Genomic DNA, 17,141 nt, shown 5'->3' with positions numbered 1-17,141 from the left:
AAACATTTACGTTAGTTTAATAAATAAGAACAAGACTTAAAATTATTGCGTACAGATAGTACCGTTTTCGTTACAAAAAGGCGTAATTTCGTTATAAGAGAACCAGATATTTTGAAGATGATTAAGTGCATAGCCATAGATGACCAGTACAGTTCCTTAGCAGGGCTACAAAAATATATAGAAGATACGCCAAACATGCGGCTTGTGCAGCAATTTACCGATCCCATTACTGCTTTAAGGGAACTGGCCAGTTTGGAAACGGTTGATGTAATTTTTATGGACGTGGAAATGCCACAAATTTCCGGACTGGAACTGGCCAAAGCCATCCGCTTCAGAACCAGAAAACTCATTTTTACCACTTCACATCAGCAATACGCTTTTGACGCGTTTGAGGCCGCAGGCGACGCTTATTTGCTTAAACCATATAGCTATGCTAAATTTGCTACAACCATTACCAGGCTTTTTGGGCATGAAATGACGGGTGGTGCCAACGAAGATTATTTTTTGGTTAAAAATAAGGAAGAGGAACACCGTGCGGTAATGGTTAAATATGAAGATATTATTGCCTTTGAAAGTTTTCATAATTACATTAAATTACATACGGTAAGTAAAGTAATTATTGCTTATTTAAGTTTAAAAGATGTTCGGGAACAGCTTAGTATTAAAAAAGGTTTTATACAATTACATCGTGGTTATATTGTGGCGATTGATAAGATTTTGTACATAGATGGCAATAGGATCACGATGAATAACCACCTTAGCTTTACCGTAGGTGATATTTATCATCAGGAATTTAAAAGTTTTATCTCAGAAAGGTTAATCATCAGTAGCCGCAAAAAATAACGGCTACCGATAACAACATTCAATTATAAAATAACACCCGTACTTGTAGAAACTGTTACAGTAGTTGGATCAGAAACCGTTGTTGGGGTATTAATCTCTCTACCAAGTTTTTTTTTAAATACAAAAAGTGTTCTTTTAGCTAGTTTTTGAGTCTTCATATTGTTTTTTTTTCGAAAACTAGCGGCGGCGGCACCCTATAACTTTAGTTGTTACACAGATAGTAAATAAGTCTTTATGAATAGATTAAAAAGGAGCATGAGAATTTTGCAAAACCGGCTATATATTTACCGGATACATATAATTGCTTGGTCTGTATTTATATTTTGGGAAACAGTGGTGGTTGTTTACTGGGTAGGTATGCTCGGTACATTTGGTAACTATGCCATTCATTATATAATTAATATCACCTTTTTCTATACCTATGCTTTCTTATTGGAAAAAGCGACAGGATTCCCTAAAGGAGCGTTATGGAAGGTTCCAATAGTTGTGATATCCTCCATCTCTATTTATTTGGGCATAGTTACTGGCGTCGATATTTTACTAAATACATACACCAATATTTTACCTGGAGAACTGCCAAGTCTTCGAATCAGAATAGCCAAGGTGCTTTACAGAGGCTCATTTTTTCTCATTTTTTCTACAGGTTATTATTTCTTAAAGCGTTTCATTAGAGAAAAAACGGAGAAATCCCGTATAGAGAAACAACGTTTTCAAACGCTTCTGGAGAAGGAAAAAATGGAGAAGGAACTTGCCATGTCTAAAAACGCCTTTATGAAAGCACAGATCAATCCACATCTGCTTTTTAATACATTTGAATTTGTGCACCAAAAATTAAATACTTACGCTCCGGAAGATGCCAAAGTAATGCTCTACCTTTCAGATATGATGCGTTTTGCGGCCAATACACAGCATAATGAGGGATTTGTATATCTGGGTGAGGAAATTTTGCAGTGCGAAAACCTGATTGCTCTGCACCAGATAACTCAGGGTACAATTTATATTGAACTGGCCAGCGCACCTGATCTTGATGAAATTAAACTAATCCCACTGGTTTTGCTCACCATTCTTGAAAATATGTTTAAACATGGAAATCTTCATGATATAGAAAATAAAGCAACAATTGCTGTTTACACCTTTGATGGCAAACTGCATATTGAAAGCCGTAATTTACCGAGATTGATCAAAAGCAAAGCAGGCTTTGGCTCAGGGATGGATAACATCAGCAACCGGTTAAAATATGCTTACCATCAAGATGCCGAAATGATTGCTGGAATGGATGAGGAAGGTTTTTATACTTTAAATATCAGCATTTCTTTAAACGCATTGAGCAAAGCGCCTAAAATTAAAAAAACTGAACACACTATCCCGGCTGAATAACTATTTTATAATCAAACTTCTTTGAAACGTATAAAAATCAGACTAATCAATAAAAATGACCATTTCTGAATTAGGATGATAACCGCTTTTCATTCCTGCGCTGGAGTTGTGTTACCAAACCATCTGTGATAACAGTAAAAACAAAATTGATATTTACCAGCTAATAAATATCAAAAGCATCTTTAAAACGTAATATTAAACAGACAAAAAAAATATTTTTCGAAATATTTTTTTACCTTTGCGGCATGAAAACCGGCAAATCAATTGTTCTTTTATTCCTGATAATCATCTCATATTCAATATTTTCAGTTGTTAATGCCCAGCAAAAACAAACACGACCATCGGATTCCAGTGTAGAGACTGAAAAAATAAATGAGAATGATGTGATTGCACGACTCGCGGATCAGCGGATTTCATTCAACAAAAACCCTTCGAAAAATAATCTTCCAAAAGCAGAATATATCATCAACAGAAGTAATTTCACCATCATTAATTTTAATGGGTTAGATTACTATGTAAAAAATAACCGTTTAATCGGCATCAAAGGCCTAAATCTTTCAGATTCCGTATTGAACCAAATTACAGCGAAACTGGTTCTTTTAGACAGCATCCAGTTCAATCAAACTGAGCGTTTAAATAATGAATACCTTAATCCAAGCACTGATCTTCAAAAGGCCTGGTACATAGACCGTCAATTTATGCTTACACTTAAAATGCTAACGAGCACGGTAAGAGATATAGCTGCATTTACCAAAAGCGAAAACCCAGCATTAGCAATTGAAGCAAATGTGGCTAAAATGCGTTTACCAAACATCAATAAAGCAGTAAAAAAATCAGATATGCAATCGCTGGTATCATTATCGAAATAATACCAGGTTTATTGGTAAGCGGCGAAAAATTATCAATTTATTTTCTTTTCTGAATATACTTCGGCAATCTGAGCAGAAAGGTATTTAAAAGCAAGAGGCATTTCGGTAGCCGCATTTTTGATGCTGCCTTCTATAAAAATAAAACCGTTATAATTTATTTTGTGCAATGCCCTTAAATAAGGTTTAAAATCATCGCCCATCACCCCAGGCAATGATCTGTTTTCTCTTTCAGCAACTTCCGAAAATCCAATCAATTTACCGGCCTCAACAATTTCATCGGGAGATTCTCCTTCACGCATCATATGAAATATGTCAGCATTGAGTCTGAAATTCGGATGGTCAACCTTCCTTACGATCTCTGCTGCCGACTTTAACGAAGTGATAAAATTGGTTTCGGTAGTTTCCAGATTTTCCAATAAAATCGTAACCTTATATTTCCCAGCAATTTGAGCCAGTTTTTTACATAAACCAACAAAATCGGATTTTGCCCTACCCATATGATAATCTGAAGGAATGCTCCTCGCACCTGAGCTGCCTAAAACAATAAACTTAACCCCTGCTTGTCCCGCTCTTGAAAGCACCGTTTCGGTATAGGCTAAAACTTTTGCTTCATTTACCTCAGGACCAGCAATTTTCATATCCGAAGGATAGAAAAGATTACAGCTCAACACCTTACATTTTGCCGTTCTAAGTTTTTTTAAGATGGCATCGAATTGTTCAGCTGTTACTGCAGGCGAAAGTAACCTGGGAACCGATTCGCCAATTATGTTAAAACCTGAAGCATAGGCTAAACTATCTTGTGCCAAACCAGATACAATACCTAAACGCGGATAAACCTGTTTATCTGAAATAAAACCACAAAACAGGGAATAAATCAGGCAGATTAAAAAAGTTTGACAACTGTGTTTCCTGCTTCTCATGCTATTTGAAATATTGGGTTAGAAAATCAAATTCCAAAATTTTCCCTGCGGTCGCCATAAAGTTAAATTACCATTCGGATTATTTTGGGTATTCCTGTTAAAGATAAGATAAAATCTGACCATTGAGCAATGCTGTAGGGGTAAATTGATTGGCTCAAGCTAAGATGGCAAACATTCTTCATGCCAATTTCCCGCTGTTTAAAATCGTCAAAACATTAAAAAGATTTTTTAATTAAAACTGTTCGCTGTTGCACAGCTACTGTTCGGAAATGAACAGCTCCATACGAGTAAAAGGCAAAAACATTGCTTAAAAACCGATTAAAGGCACTTTTAGATTTTGGCATCCGCTTGGTTAAGCATACCGCAGAATAACACGGTTGCGAACTGATTCGCATTAGCGATTAAACTTAAACTAAAAAATTTAACATTTAATTTAATAAAACAAAAGATGAAAAACGCTATTAAAACACTGATCACCATGGTATGCGGAGCCATAACTTTAACACTTACCTACCCAAACCATTTAAGGGCTGCAGAAAAAAACAGAACGATATTTCATCAGATTCAAAACTTTAGAAAGATCATGATCGAGGGCAATGTAGAAGTGATGCTGGTTCAGCAACCAACCGTTGGTGTATCTTATGCAGATGATAATACCGGAAATGTGAAAGTTACCCAACAAGGTGAAGCACTACACATTACCAACTCTGGTAAAGAAAAATGTAAACTGGTCATTTATGTAAAAGATCTCTATCGCATTGAGGCGAATGGAAATGCAGTAGTGAAAACAGCAGCGAAGCTGAATACCAGGTTTCTCCAGATTATCCTTAAAGACAACGCCTTCGCAGCTATAGACACCAGTAGTGAGGGTTTATATACTGAAATTCTTGATAGCAGTACATTAAAATTAAAAGGAAGTACCGATCATCATGCTTTGGTTATGGGTAAAGCCACTAGGTTAACCATCGATGGTTTTGCTTCTGCCCAAACAGTTGTCAGACACGTAGAAACAGCCCCGGAAGAAATTACCGCGATTGTTCTTTAAATCAACAGAAGGCTGTATCATCATACCGGATTGTCATCTCAGGCATAATTTATTGCATATCAACAAATTGATAAAAAAGCTAAATGGACCCGAAACACCGCCTATAGCACAGTGTAGAACCCAAAGGCGCGGCTAATCCAGATCTTTCTGATTTCGATAATTTAGTACAAAGCCCCCCCGCCTGTACGGGCAGTCAATTCGCGTGGCTCCTTTCGAGATGACGACTAAATTTTATTGCAATACAATTGATGATACAGTCTCTTTAAAATTTCAGTATTTGGAAACCTGATCAGCTTTGCTCAATTTCCTTCAGACTATTCATTTTTTTATAAGCTAAGAATCCTTTGATATCCTCAAAATGTTCCCTAACCCGTTTATTGCCAAATTCAAATACCTTTTGTACCAGTCCGTCTAAGAAATCACGATCGTGCGATACCAAAATCAAGGTTCCATCGAAATCTTTCAATGCATCTTTGATAATGTCTTTGGTTTTCATATCCAAATGGTTGGTCGGTTCATCCAGGATTAATACATTTACAGGCTCTAACAACAGTTTAATCATAGCTAAACGCGTTTTTTCGCCACCAGAAAGCACTTTAACCTTTTTAGTGGTATCGTCGCCACTGAACATAAAGGCACCCAAAAGGTCTTTAATTTTTATGGAGCCATCGCTTAACGGAATCTGATCGATGGTTTCGAAAACTGTTAGGTTCTCATCAAGTAAAGCAGCCTGATTTTGGGCAAAATAGCCAATTTTAGCATTATGCCCAACCTTTAAACTCCCTTCAAAATCAATCTCCCCCATAATGGCTTTAATCATAGTCGATTTACCTTCGCCATTTTTACCCACAAATGCCACTTTTTCTCCACGTTCGATGACCATGGATGCCTTTTCGAAAACCACATGATCGCCATAGGTTTTAGTTAACTCCTCTACCATTACCGGATATTGACCTGAACGTGGCGAGGGTGGAAATTTCAATCGCAATGCTGAGGTATCTACTTCATCAATTTCGATTATTTCAAGTTTCTCTAACATTTTTACGCGAGATTGCACCTGTAAAGTCTTAGAATAAGTTCCCCTGAAACGATCGATAAATTCCTGGTTATCGGCAATAAAACGTTGTTGCTCTTCGTAGGCCTTTAACTGATGGATCCGACGGTCAGCACGTAGCTGAAGATAATGGCTATATTTAGCTTTATAGTCGTAAATCCTTCCCATAGTTACCTCAATGGTACGGTTGGTGATGTTATCCACGAAGGTACGATCGTGTGAGATGACCATTACAGCCTTAGCCGAATTGATCAGGAAATCTTCGAGCCATTGGATACTTTCAATATCCATATGGTTGGTAGGCTCATCCAATAGAATCAGATCAGGCTTCTTTAATAAAATCTTCGCTAATTCAATGCGCATACGCCATCCACCTGAAAACTCAGCAGTTTGACGGTTAAAGTCTTTGCGCTCGAAACCCAAACCTTTTAAAACTTTCTCTACTTCTGCATCATAATTGGTTTCTTCAATGGAATAAAATTTTTCACTCAATTCCGATACACGCTCAATAAGCTTCATATAATCATCGCTTTCGTAATCGGTACGGATGGTGAGCTGTTCATTAAGTTCATCGAGTTCTTTTTGCATCTGGTTTACCTCTGCAAAGGCTTTCATGGTTTCCTCAAAAACGGTAACATGATCCTGCGTGAGCAAATGTTGTGGCAGATACGCTATTACAGCCTCTTTCGGACCAGTTACGCTTCCAGAAGTAGGCTTGGCCACATCAGCAATTATTTTCAATATGGTCGATTTACCTGCACCATTTTTACCCATAAGGGCGATTTTATCGTTCTCGTTTATGGAGAAAGTTACATCGCTAAAAAGCGTAGTTCCGCCAAATGAAACGGAGATATTATTTACATTGATCACGAATCGGGAATATTAAATCAGCGGCAAAGATAATGGAAAGCAGTTAAATTTAAGCCAGAAATAAAACTCACCAAAAAAAGCAACAATTGCAAACATTGATAACCAGTGATGAATGAGCAAACGAACTTTAAAACTTACAGGTATTTTTAAATTTAGTGAAGTTTTTATCCCTAACGATCAGTGAAACTTCAAAGGTACGCGGTTTATAAGTGGCTATATTATTGGTAAACAAAGAATAGTTCATTCCGATGGCAATATTATCTACATCAAAACCTATAAACGGAATAAATGCTTTTTCGTTAGTCTGGTTCCACAAACCAAAACTTAACTTAAGCTTTGATTCGACATGTGGTTTAAAGCCCAGTACAGCACCCGCCACCAAATCCGTGCTTCCTGCCTGGATCAGGTAATGTGCACTCAGGTTAAGGTCCAGGAGATCATTTGATTCGTACCTGAACCCAGCGTTAACCGTATGCCGATAAGGCAAAGTCACCTGATTGTTCTTAAAAAAGGAATCCTGCGGACGTGTTAAATGATATACTGCATAGCCGATATTTGCAGCGATCTGATCTAATGTGATACCGAAATTTATCCCTAAATTTAAATCAAGATAGGAAAAATGACCTGACTGCAAATCAAGACCATTTGGCAGTGCTGTATTAAAAGCGCCATCCTGATACTGTGATGCAACCGTTAGGGCATTGTAATTAAGTCGCCTTGAAACATAAGAAAGCTGGGGCGAAAGTCCGAACCTGAATTTATGATCAGCATCAAAATACCGGTAATAGGAAATACCGGCAGAATAAGTATAAGACTTAATGAATTTATGGAAAGATTCCTCCAGCAATCCTCCTACCGCAATTGTGAAAATATCATTATAATAATATTCATCCTGCAACTTTATTTCGCCTGAGGCACTATAGGTATTGTAGGGATTTCCAATATTCCCCCATTGTTGGCGGCTATTAATGGCCAACCTGTAATCTCCGTCAAAATAGCCGGTCATTGCCGGGTTCAAGGTTAATGGCGACGCAAAATATTGTGAAAATTTAGGGTCTTGTGCAAACACCGTTTTTCCGAATACCACCAACAAAACCAACAGATAGTTTCTCCTCATGGCAGTAATATTGTTTTCCCGGTTTTGGTAAAACGTTCATCTAATTCGTTGATGGCATCAACAAACCAGGTATAGGTTTCAAATGGTTGCAACTGGTTTTTATAGGTTCCATTCCATCCTTTGTCCATGTCCATCAAATTGGTTTCGAACACCAGATTTCCCCACTTGTTAAACACCTTAAAGCTATTTAGTCTTTTTATTCCCTCATAAAAAGGAAAAAGCGTATTATTTTTTTCTTTGAGCGGGGTAAACACAGTGGGTACATCAACCTTTGGCCTTGGCACCATTACAACATCCAGGGCCCCAAAGCTGAAACATCCTGAAGCATTATGCAACGAGATATAATATCTGCCTGACTGGGATATCGATTCGGGGTGTTCAAGAGCCTCCGTTAAAGCTGCATTCTTCCAATAGGAAATCGTGGTATAGCCACTACTTCCTTTTAAAATGCCTGGGTTTGTGAGATCTACATTTTCTGAGATAAATACTTTTCCGGGCTGAGTGATCACTAACTTAGGCATTGGATGGATGATTACCTCTATCGGTTTTGTAAGAGTACAGCCCTCATCATTTTTAACAGATATGTAATAAGTACCGCCTTTAGCCACATGTCGGGCATCATTTACAACTGCACCGGCAGCATCCATAAACTGATAGCTCAACCCATCATCACTCCCCTGGTATAGATTTAAATCTGTGATATCAATTGTTTCTGGTTCACAAACGGGTTCAGGATTGGCAACAATTAATATTAATGGGGGGTTAACGATCGTTTTTACCGCTGAAACAACACTGCAGCCCCTATCATTTATGGCCTTGATATAATACACCCCACTTTTTTTGATTTTAGTAGGATCTGCGATCGCTTCTGTGCAATCTGCGTCCATATAATAACTGAAGGTCAGACCAGGGTCGCTCCCATCCGTAATTATAGCTTTTGTTAAATCAATGCCTTCCGGCAAACATACCACAGCGGGATTAGTAATTTTTAAATTGGGCAAAGGATTGATTTCCAGAGCAACTTTTTTAATAATTACGCAATACGGAAACTGGTATCTTATGAAATAGTCACCGGATGTTGATATCTGCCTGGGATCGGTAACCGGTGTTTGCAGCGATATATCGCTAAAATAAGATACGCTGGCATTCTCGGGCACTTTTTTTTGAATCTGGTCTGAGGTGAGATCAAGGGTTTTACCACAGACAGAAAACTCCGGCAATACCTCTAATGCACCTAAACGATGAAAAGTGATGGTTACACTTTTTGTAGAAATACACCCATCCTGGGATATTGCTTTCACATAATATACTCCGGAAACATCAATTTTTTGAGGGTCAGCAATCTCCTGTTGCAGGGCATCATCAGCATAGTAAGCATAACTCACCTGATCAGATTTGTTCAGTATGAACTGGCTACTTGTTAAATCGACCACTTCATTTTCGCAGGAATTGATCGTTGGTACCAAATCAAGCTGAAAATTATAGGTAGAAATGGTAGTGGTTACGGTATTAGGGCAACCAAACCCCGCAAAGGGGCTTAGATCCAGCAATACTTTCGTCCCTGAAGGCAATGCCGGGTTCATTTCTAATATTTCGCCCTCGCCGTATAATGTACTTTTATCTTCGTTATACCACTTGTAATATTGATATCCACTTGGCCCTTTCAACCTGGTTGACTGTGCGCCTTCGCAACTTACATTTCCGACAATAACACTTTCACACCGCTCATCCACATCCACATAGGCATAACCAAAGTGTCCGCCCTCGGTACAATCTGCGGTGGTGAACTCCAGCGATAACGTTTTACCTTTGTAACTGCTCAGATCTATGGTAACCGGTGTCCATCCCTTGTAAATAACGGTTGGATCGATGGTGGAGGTTTTAAAACCCGGGATTCCGGATGTTGCGATGTATTTAAACGAGGAACATTCGATATATGCTCCGCTACTCACATCAAGTAGTTTTACATCAAACCGGGGCTGCTGTTCGTCGGTATGGTTGGGTGCCTGAAAAACGACTGCATATTGATAAGTAATCGTAAAATGATCTACCTGATCGGGAACATTGATTAAATAGGAAATACCCTCGGCTTGTTTACCATTGGTATTACTGCCCAGTTTAACGGCATGTCCACTTCCGTTGGGCGATAATACTGGAAATCCTCCGTACATATCACGGTAGGTAGCCGACGTCATAATTGTATGCCGCCCCTCCATAACAGCCGACGGCCTTAACACCATCGTATTTTTCCCTCCGGAGAGTGAAACCGAACCCGTAAACGTTTTCCAGTTGAAAAAACTGCCCTTTTCAAAACCGATATTCTCCGGACAGGTTTGACCATAAACTGACGCGCAAAAACAGGTCACAACCATCAAATAAGCCGGAAATATCCTTATTAAAAATAGAAAGCGCTGGTTTGGCATACGAAGTAATCATCTGGTGGCTGGTTCAGTCTAAAAAATTACCACATTTATGCGGTAAATATACTTGCGCTCAATGAGTATAGGATTAAAAAGAAATTAATTTTTCTTCATATCCAAATTGGATAAAAAAAGTTAATCTGAGTTAAGCAAGAGGCAGAATTTCTGCCCCTTGCTGTACAACCATAAGCAAAAGAGCCGGCCAAAACTAATGATGAAGTTTTTTGATCCTTAAATATTCAATCAGTTCTTTTGGCCGGTCGGTCTGGATCAGGTTGGCTTTGTGGCTGATCAGCCAACCCCAGCTTTCATCTTTTTTATTTTCTTCAACAGCCATGTCATCATCATGACCACCATTTTGCTCTGGCCATAAACTGTTGATCCATAAGCCATAGTTTTTCCTCAGGCTAGCGATATTTTTTACAACCGACAAGGTATCGGTACTAAAGTTGGCCTGGATAATGGTTTTCGGATGAATCTTATAACTTGCAATAATGTCTGAAGCATCGGCTCTTTTCATATCCACTATGGGCATAATGGTGATGTCTTTTTCAATTTTACCTACCTCCTGTTCTATTACGGAAAGAGGTGTGCTTCCCTTTACATTCACAATAGCCTGCCCGATCATTCCCTGTTCGCGCAGTTCTTTAATTACCTGCGGATAATAATCGTAACCTTTATCCACATCAATAATAATTTTATTTTTCGCGATGGCCAGTATCTCCATAAAGGTAGGCACATGGTGTTTAGTCGGGTGTCCTGTACCTGAGCGCAAGAAAAATGTTTTGATCTCGGCCAGCGTATAGTCAGAAACTTTGCCTTTTCCAGTGGTAGTTCTATCAATGTTCTGATCGTGCATAATAACCAGATATCCATCCTTTGTTTTTTTCAGATCCAGTTCCATAATATCTACGCCCAAAGCTATACAGTTTTTAAGCGCCTGAATAGAGTTTTCCGGCGTATTGCGCCAGTCTCCACGATGAGCAGTAACCAATACCCTTTTACTATCCGGGTTAAATACTTCTTTCAAGCTAGCTTCTGGTCCTGGTTGAGCAAACCCACTTAAAGCAATAAATAAGATGGACATTTGCAGCATAATAGTTTTCATTTCGTTTTTATTTAAGATTTAGATAATGATTATGGATTTTGTTTTAATTGCCGGATCTGTATCAATCTGGTCTTGCGGAAGAGGTGGCAGGAGGTCGCGTTCATTAATTCCATAGTTATATTTTGCGTGGCAAACCAGGCATTCATGACCGAAATGGCTGTACCTGTCCTAAACAGATCACAATATGGATGCCGCCCACCTATCCTGTCATTTATCCTATGGTACTCCTTGTAAATTTGATCGAAAACATCCCTATTGTACAACGGGTCGTTTTGAAATTGATGCTTTACCATGAAGAATTAGATTGGCCAAAAATATTTATACAAAAATACAGCGTGCATGTTAACGCTATATTAAGCTTCTGACGGGATGCTCAACAATACCTGTTTTTCCGGGGAAAGGAATAATTGATGAAAAAGTCTGATCAGTGAATCGTATCACATCGCAGGCCCGGAAGCGAAAAAAAAATTAACTGGATATCAACAAAATAAAAAAAAGCGTCATTAAAAAAAACACATTACATCCATTTACTGTTGTATACTCTAAATCCAACCACATAACGAGCGCTATCAGGCAATGATTGAGGAAAAATCAAAAACAACGGACCTTGCGGCGCATATCCATGCCAAGCTGAATCACAGCAGACTGGCGATGGCTACTCCCCCTTTAGTCGTTCTCGAAGAACTTTTCGAGTGTCTTTTCTACACCTCTATGAGAACAGAAGAGGGCGAGCTGACCAAGGTAGCCGTAACACTCATTGATCCTGCCAATCCAGATCCCACTCCGCCAAGGAAAATTGTTTCTGAAAGGTGGAGCTGTGTAGAATTTGCCCAACATCTTTCTCTTGATATCAGGTCTTTGGCCAAGCTCTCAAAAGCAGCCGATCCATCCGGCACCTCTCTTGCCGTTTATTATGATCAGGATGGAAAACTCTTCATCTGGGGAATGATTGATCAGGCCATGCACTACCAGAGTTTTCTGAATTACGAATCCGAATCAGGATCCGAACAGCCCGGCCTGTTTCAGGTATTTATTGATGATATTGCCACACTTAAAGTGATGTTCGACTACGAACTGCTGGCTACTTTAAAACAAAACGTACTGGTTACGCGCTACCTGGATGTGTTTACCATCGGACCGGTATCCAAAATCATCAGAAAAAATGCCGGTGCAATCAGGGCAGAAATCAAAGAGTTCCTATCTGTATCACATCCTGAGGAGGATTTTGCAGATTGGGAAGAATTTGTAGATAGTATATGGACCCAGACACTGTCCAGGTTATTGTTAAAAATCCAAAACTACCATCATGGCGGGGCGGTGCTGATCTCAGAAGATAGCACTGATGTTGATATCAAATATGCGGTGAACTATAAACGATTGCTACTGGCCATCAGTAGCTACCTGAAGCAAGCCATCAACAGCTATGTTACAGAAAACAGGATCGACCAGCGGCTGGCGGCTGGCAAACAAACGGTAACAAAATCACTTTATGAGCAGGAAACTATTGCCCTGCTTGCCAAAACGGAAGTGGCCAATGAAATTAAAGGTTCGGTGAGTTTCATCGCCTCTCAAAGCTGCGTGGATGGTGTGGTGTTATTTGGCCAGGATATGGTGGCAAGGGGGTTTGGAGGCGTAATCCGCTCGAAAAAGATGCCAGGAAAAATCTATATTTCATCCACGGCCACTGCAACCCCTAAATCATTGATCCCGACAGATCCTAAACACTTTGGTACCCGGCACCGCTCCATGATTGCCTACTGCTGGGCACACACGGGCAGTTTGGGCATCGTGATTTCCCAGGATGGAGATATCCGTGTATTTTCCAGAATCGAGGATAAGCTGATTATGTGGGAAAACATTAAAACACAGCAGTATCAAAAAAGCGGAAAGCTCAAGGCAATAAGAAACTAATACCAATAAATTAACGCTACATTTAAAACGATTTGAACGATATAGCAAAACTTCCCGAAAACGAAAAGCAGCGGCTAGAGGCCTTAGAATCTTATCAGATTATGGACAGCCTGCCGGAAGAGGATTTCGATGAGCTGACCAAAATGGCTTCGCAGATCTGTGGAACGCCGATTGCGCTGATTACCCTGGTAGACAGCTCGCGCCAGTGGTTTAAGAGCAAACTGGGCATCGATGTACAGCAGACCCCGAGGACACATGCTTTCTGTGCACATACCATTATTGATCCAACCGGTGTAATGGTAGTGAGTAATGCCAGGGAAGACCAACGATTTGCAGAAAACCCATTGGTTACCGGCGATCCAAACATTGCATTTTATGCCGGAATTTCACTACTGACCCCGGAAGGGATGCCACTAGGTTCGCTATGCGTGATAGATACCATTCCTAGAACGCTGGACGAGCAGCAGCTATGGTCGCTAAAGGTACTGGGCAAACAGGTGATTGCTCAAATGGAACTGAGAAAAAAACTATCGCTGCTCTGTGAAACGAACAGACGTCTTGCTGAGACCAATCAGTTTATGCAGCAGTTTGCCACAACTGCTGCCCATGATATTAAAAATCCGTTAACGACCATTTCGATGAGTGCCGAATTGTTAACCAGACACCTGGACAATAGCGGTGATAAAAAAGGACATAAATTAGCATTAACCAGCCTTAATGGTATAAAAGCCCTCAGAAAGCTGATTAACGATATGCTCGATTATTCCATCAGGCCCGAAATTCTGACAGTCCAACACGAACTCATCGAGCTTAATAGCTTTCTGCGCAAAACGGTATCTATGCTCAGCATCCCGGAAAATGTAAACATCAGTTATCCGGAAGCAAAGATCGAGATCAGCACTTCGTCAATCGCATTGCAGCAGATCATGATCAACCTGTTAACCAACTCTGTGCGGTACAATGACAAACAGACTTGCCTGATCCACATCGATTGTGTAATTATCGACGACCTGGCCCAAATCACCATTATTGATAACGGGATGGGTATCAGAAAAGAAGAGCTGGAGCGTATTTTCCAGAGAAATGTAACCCTAAATACATCTGACCGTTTCGCCCAGAGCGGGACAGGAATCGGCCTTGCTACTGTAAAACTTTTGGTTGAGAAACTTGGTGGACAGATCAGTGTTCAGTCTACCCCGGGCATAGGGAGCGCCTTTACTTTTACAATCAGATCAAAAAAAATTAACGTTCGCAACGATTTGGAAATCGTTGAAAAATAAAGAGTCGATATATGACACCATATTTGCTGTAAATCGATAAATAAACTTCTATAAACGAAAACGTCTGCCGAAAAATCGACAGACGTTTTTATGCTGCTAGTGGTACTAAAAATGGTAAGGATAGATTTATTTTTTAACCCGCATTCTTATACACCACTTCGAAACTTCCGTACATGGCCATTTCAGCACTATGAGCTACTGAAAGCTTTAGCTTTAACTTTTCGATCACCTCATTTGCAAAAATGATGCTTTTATTTAAATCCTTTATCCCACGGATCTCTATTCCCCTCGATAAGCGTTTGAACTTAGAAGGTTCAAATTTTTCAATGAATTTTTCAATATCAGATGTTTGTGTCATTTTATTCATAGCGTTATGATTTTACCATAGCAAACTTATCTGACGGGGGTTTTGTTTGACCCCTTGCCTCGAAAAAATATTAACAATTCAATAGCCTAAAAGCCATCAAACTGGCAATCAACTAACTAAACACAAAAAAGCGTTAATAAGTCTTCATGTTTACCAAAATCATTACTCATCCAGTGGTTAATGATTTCTCAAAACCATATCCTATAAGCCTCATGTTTTACGGTTGGGGCAAAACAAGCTGAAATCTACGATACCGATGCAGAAGATATAAAAAATCGAATAGCATCAATAAAATCGTTCATTTATCTATCTCCATCAGATGATCGAAAACTGGAATGCTGGTACAATAACAGATTTTTAGATAAATCTTCTGAAAGCAAGGTCAGTGAAATTATCTCTGAACTGAAATCAGCATCTGTCAGTCAAAACTAATCTTTAAAAAGGTGCCCCGTATAAATTCTCTTATTGCAGTTATTTTAAATTTTCACCATCCTTGAAATGTAACCGCCTAAATACAAAACCCGACAGTATAGTCAAAACACCCACTACAAGAAAGGTATATCTGAATGCATTATGGATATCATCATGGATGAGTTTCACATCTCCACGAAATATTTTTAAAATGATAAGTCCAAAGGCAACACCAAAACCAATCGCCAGTTGCTGATTGACGGAGATTAAAGAATTACCACTGCTGGTATGATACTCGCGCAGATCGGCAATTGAAATGGTGTTCATTGCCGTAAATTGAATGGAGTTAAAAAAGCCCATCACCACAATAATTGGTACATAATAATAAATGGACGAACTGATGGCAGGTATCGCCATCGAACAGATCAGGCATCCGATGATAAAAGTATTGGCCATTAATGTGGTTCTATAACCAAACCTGTTCAGGATTTTTATGACCTGCGATTTAGCAATAATAGCAGTTAGTGCCATAGGGGCGATGATCCAACCCGAAACTACTGCAGATTGGCCGTAAGCAATCTGGATCATCATGGGCAACAATAATGGTATTGCACTGATACCTAACCGGGTGGCAAGGTTGCCAAGTATACCCACCCTAAATGTTCTTACCTGAAATAAATTAAGTGGAAAAATAGGATTATTGTCAGTTACGGCATGTCGATAATAAAAATAAAGCATCAATACACCAAGTGATAAAATACCCAGGGCGGGCGTAGTGTAAACTGCATCTCCAAGGAGTTCCAGAGAAATGGAGAGTAATAATGATGCAGCAGCAAATATTAGAAAACCATGTAAATCGAAATCAATTACATCAGATCGGTAATCGGGCATATAACGCAAGCTGAGCACAATACCTAAAACTCCCATTGGTATATTAATTAAAAATATCCAATGCCATGATAAATAGTCTACCATATACCCTCCAACGAGCGGACCTAAAACTGGCCCGATGAGCGCAGGTATAATCGCAAAATTCATCGCTTTCAATAAATCTTTCTTTGAAAAACTCTTCACCAGTGCTAATTTACCAACCGGTGTCATCAAACTTCCGCCCACCCCCTGTATAATTCTTGAAAGGACGAGTTGAGTCAGATTTCCAGAGAGCGAGCAAAAAAGTGATCCCGCACTGAAAAGTACTAATGAAAGAATAAAAACTTTTTTGGTCCCAAATTTATCAGACAGGAAACCACTTACCGGCATAAACACCGCGAGTGTTAATACATAACCGATAATGGCATTTTGCATATTCAATGGAGATTGATGAAGATCCTTTGCAATGGCCGGCAGCGATGTATTGAGTATGGTTGAATCGAGCATCTGCATAAAAATAGCAGTTGCCAGTATCATGGGCAAAACGCGTCTTGTAGCTTCTATATTTTTCGGGGGTAACTCTTGCGGCATAACTAAATTGATCTGTTTTGATGATGTAACGTTCGGTATTTTTAAGTTTCAAAATTTATCTTGCCCAGGTACTATAATAAGTGTTTGT

At 39.4% G+C, this 17,141-nt stretch carries 14 protein-coding genes; 6 read left to right on the top strand and 8 right to left on the bottom strand.

Translation table 11 applies throughout. From position 1 onward, the window contains the following. The first annotated feature begins 117 nt into the window (after positions 1-117). On the top strand, positions 118-843 hold the full coding sequence (locus tag ACK1I8_RS05430; protein ID WP_412468323.1) for a LytR/AlgR family response regulator transcription factor: 726 nt from the start codon (positions 118-120) through the stop codon (positions 841-843). Between the two features lie 23 nt (positions 844-866). Here the strand turns inward: ACK1I8_RS05430 and ACK1I8_RS05425 are convergent, their stop codons facing one another. After that, positions 867-1,001, bottom strand: a complete 135-nt coding sequence (locus tag ACK1I8_RS05425; RefSeq protein ID WP_412468322.1) for a hypothetical protein — start codon at positions 999-1,001, stop codon at positions 867-869. Positions 1,002-1,098: 97 nt separating this feature from the next. On the opposite strand from ACK1I8_RS05425, the gene ACK1I8_RS05420 reads away from it, so the two are divergent. Together ACK1I8_RS05420 and ACK1I8_RS05415 are read left to right on the top strand one after the other, a co-directional pair. Then, positions 1,099-2,220, top strand: a complete 1,122-nt coding sequence (locus tag ACK1I8_RS05420; RefSeq protein ID WP_412468321.1) for a sensor histidine kinase — start codon at positions 1,099-1,101, stop codon at positions 2,218-2,220. A gap of 245 nt (positions 2,221-2,465) precedes the next feature. Further along, positions 2,466-3,089: a hypothetical protein gene (locus ACK1I8_RS05415; protein WP_412468320.1), complete on the top strand. Its 624-nt coding sequence runs from the start codon at positions 2,466-2,468 to the stop codon at positions 3,087-3,089. A gap of 32 nt (positions 3,090-3,121) precedes the next feature. Here the strand turns inward: ACK1I8_RS05415 and ACK1I8_RS05410 are convergent, their stop codons facing one another. Then, positions 3,122-4,009, bottom strand: a complete 888-nt coding sequence (locus ACK1I8_RS05410; protein ID WP_412468319.1) for a sugar phosphate isomerase/epimerase family protein — start codon at positions 4,007-4,009, stop codon at positions 3,122-3,124. 448 nt (positions 4,010-4,457) lie between these two features. Between ACK1I8_RS05410 and ACK1I8_RS05405 the strand changes: the two genes are divergently transcribed. Beyond that, positions 4,458-5,054, top strand: coding sequence for a GIN domain-containing protein (locus ACK1I8_RS05405; RefSeq protein WP_412468318.1), 597 nt, complete (start codon positions 4,458-4,460; stop codon positions 5,052-5,054). A gap of 289 nt (positions 5,055-5,343) precedes the next feature. Here the strand turns inward: ACK1I8_RS05405 and ACK1I8_RS05400 are convergent, their stop codons facing one another. The 4 genes from ACK1I8_RS05400 to ACK1I8_RS05385 all read right to left on the bottom strand — a co-directional run bounded on the left by ACK1I8_RS05400 (position 5,344) and on the right by ACK1I8_RS05385 (position 11,623). Then, positions 5,344-6,978 carry an ABC-F family ATP-binding cassette domain-containing protein gene (locus ACK1I8_RS05400; RefSeq protein ID WP_412468317.1) on the bottom strand — a complete coding sequence of 545 codons (1,635 nt, stop codon included), beginning with the start codon at positions 6,976-6,978 and terminating at the stop codon, positions 5,344-5,346. Positions 6,979-7,105: 127 nt separating this feature from the next. After that, positions 7,106-8,095 (bottom strand): PorP/SprF family type IX secretion system membrane protein, encoded by a 990-nt coding sequence (locus ACK1I8_RS05395; protein WP_412468316.1) that lies wholly within the window; start codon positions 8,093-8,095, stop codon positions 7,106-7,108. Next, positions 8,092-10,461 (bottom strand): gliding motility-associated C-terminal domain-containing protein, encoded by a 2,370-nt coding sequence (locus ACK1I8_RS05390; RefSeq protein ID WP_412468315.1) that lies wholly within the window; start codon positions 10,459-10,461, stop codon positions 8,092-8,094. The genes ACK1I8_RS05395 and ACK1I8_RS05390 overlap by 4 nt, the downstream gene beginning before the upstream one ends. Before the next feature lie 262 nt (positions 10,462-10,723). Then, the gene (locus ACK1I8_RS05385) at positions 10,724-11,623 is read right to left on the bottom strand and encodes a glycerophosphodiester phosphodiesterase family protein (protein ID WP_412468314.1); all 900 of its coding nucleotides are present in this window, start codon (positions 11,621-11,623) and stop codon (positions 10,724-10,726) included. A 576-nt stretch (positions 11,624-12,199) separates the two neighbouring features. Between ACK1I8_RS05385 and ACK1I8_RS05380 the strand changes: the two genes are divergently transcribed. Continuing rightward, positions 12,200-13,534 carry a putative sensor domain DACNV-containing protein gene (locus ACK1I8_RS05380; protein WP_412468313.1) on the top strand — a complete coding sequence of 445 codons (1,335 nt, stop codon included), beginning with the start codon at positions 12,200-12,202 and terminating at the stop codon, positions 13,532-13,534. Positions 13,535-13,566: 32 nt separating this feature from the next. After that, on the top strand, positions 13,567-14,814 hold the full coding sequence (locus tag ACK1I8_RS05375; protein ID WP_412468312.1) for an ATP-binding protein: 1,248 nt from the start codon (positions 13,567-13,569) through the stop codon (positions 14,812-14,814). A gap of 133 nt (positions 14,815-14,947) precedes the next feature. Here ACK1I8_RS05375 and ACK1I8_RS05370 read toward each other — a convergent pair whose 3' ends face one another. After that, entirely contained in the window at positions 14,948-15,181 is a 234-nt protein-coding gene (locus ACK1I8_RS05370; protein WP_293789713.1) for a hypothetical protein, read from the bottom strand. Positions 15,182-15,652: 471 nt separating this feature from the next. After that, entirely contained in the window at positions 15,653-17,053 is a 1,401-nt protein-coding gene (locus ACK1I8_RS05365; protein WP_412468311.1) for an MFS transporter, read from the bottom strand. Positions 17,054-17,141 lie beyond the last annotated feature (88 nt).

The organism is Pedobacter sp. KLB.chiD, assembly GCF_047040275.1.
Lineage (GTDB): Bacteria > Bacteroidota > Bacteroidia > Sphingobacteriales > Sphingobacteriaceae > Pedobacter.
The sequence above is the reverse complement of the archived record's forward strand: the minus strand, read 5'-3'. Positions and strand labels throughout refer to the sequence as shown.

Excerpts from the sequence above, each read along its gene's own strand:
- ACK1I8_RS05430 (WP_412468323.1), top strand. The coding sequence starts at position 118 with ATGATTAAGTGCATAGCCATAGATGACCAGTACAGTTCCTTAGCAGGG.
- ACK1I8_RS05415 (WP_412468320.1), top strand. The coding sequence starts at position 2,466 with ATGAAAACCGGCAAATCAATTGTTCTTTTATTCCTGATAATCATCTCA.
- ACK1I8_RS05365 (WP_412468311.1), bottom strand. The coding sequence starts at position 17,053 with ATGCCGCAAGAGTTACCCCCGAAAAATATAGAAGCTACAAGACGCGTT.
- ACK1I8_RS05370 (WP_293789713.1), bottom strand. The coding sequence starts at position 15,181 with ATGAATAAAATGACACAAACATCTGATATTGAAAAATTCATTGAAAAA.
- ACK1I8_RS05420 (WP_412468321.1), top strand. The coding sequence starts at position 1,099 with ATGAGAATTTTGCAAAACCGGCTATATATTTACCGGATACATATAATT.
- ACK1I8_RS05405 (WP_412468318.1), top strand. The coding sequence starts at position 4,458 with ATGAAAAACGCTATTAAAACACTGATCACCATGGTATGCGGAGCCATA.
- ACK1I8_RS05380 (WP_412468313.1), top strand. The coding sequence starts at position 12,200 with ATGATTGAGGAAAAATCAAAAACAACGGACCTTGCGGCGCATATCCAT.
- ACK1I8_RS05385 (WP_412468314.1), bottom strand. The coding sequence starts at position 11,623 with ATGAAAACTATTATGCTGCAAATGTCCATCTTATTTATTGCTTTAAGT.
- ACK1I8_RS05425 (WP_412468322.1), bottom strand. The coding sequence starts at position 1,001 with ATGAAGACTCAAAAACTAGCTAAAAGAACACTTTTTGTATTTAAAAAA.
- ACK1I8_RS05410 (WP_412468319.1), bottom strand. The coding sequence starts at position 4,009 with ATGAGAAGCAGGAAACACAGTTGTCAAACTTTTTTAATCTGCCTGATT.
- ACK1I8_RS05395 (WP_412468316.1), bottom strand. The coding sequence starts at position 8,095 with ATGAGGAGAAACTATCTGTTGGTTTTGTTGGTGGTATTCGGAAAAACG.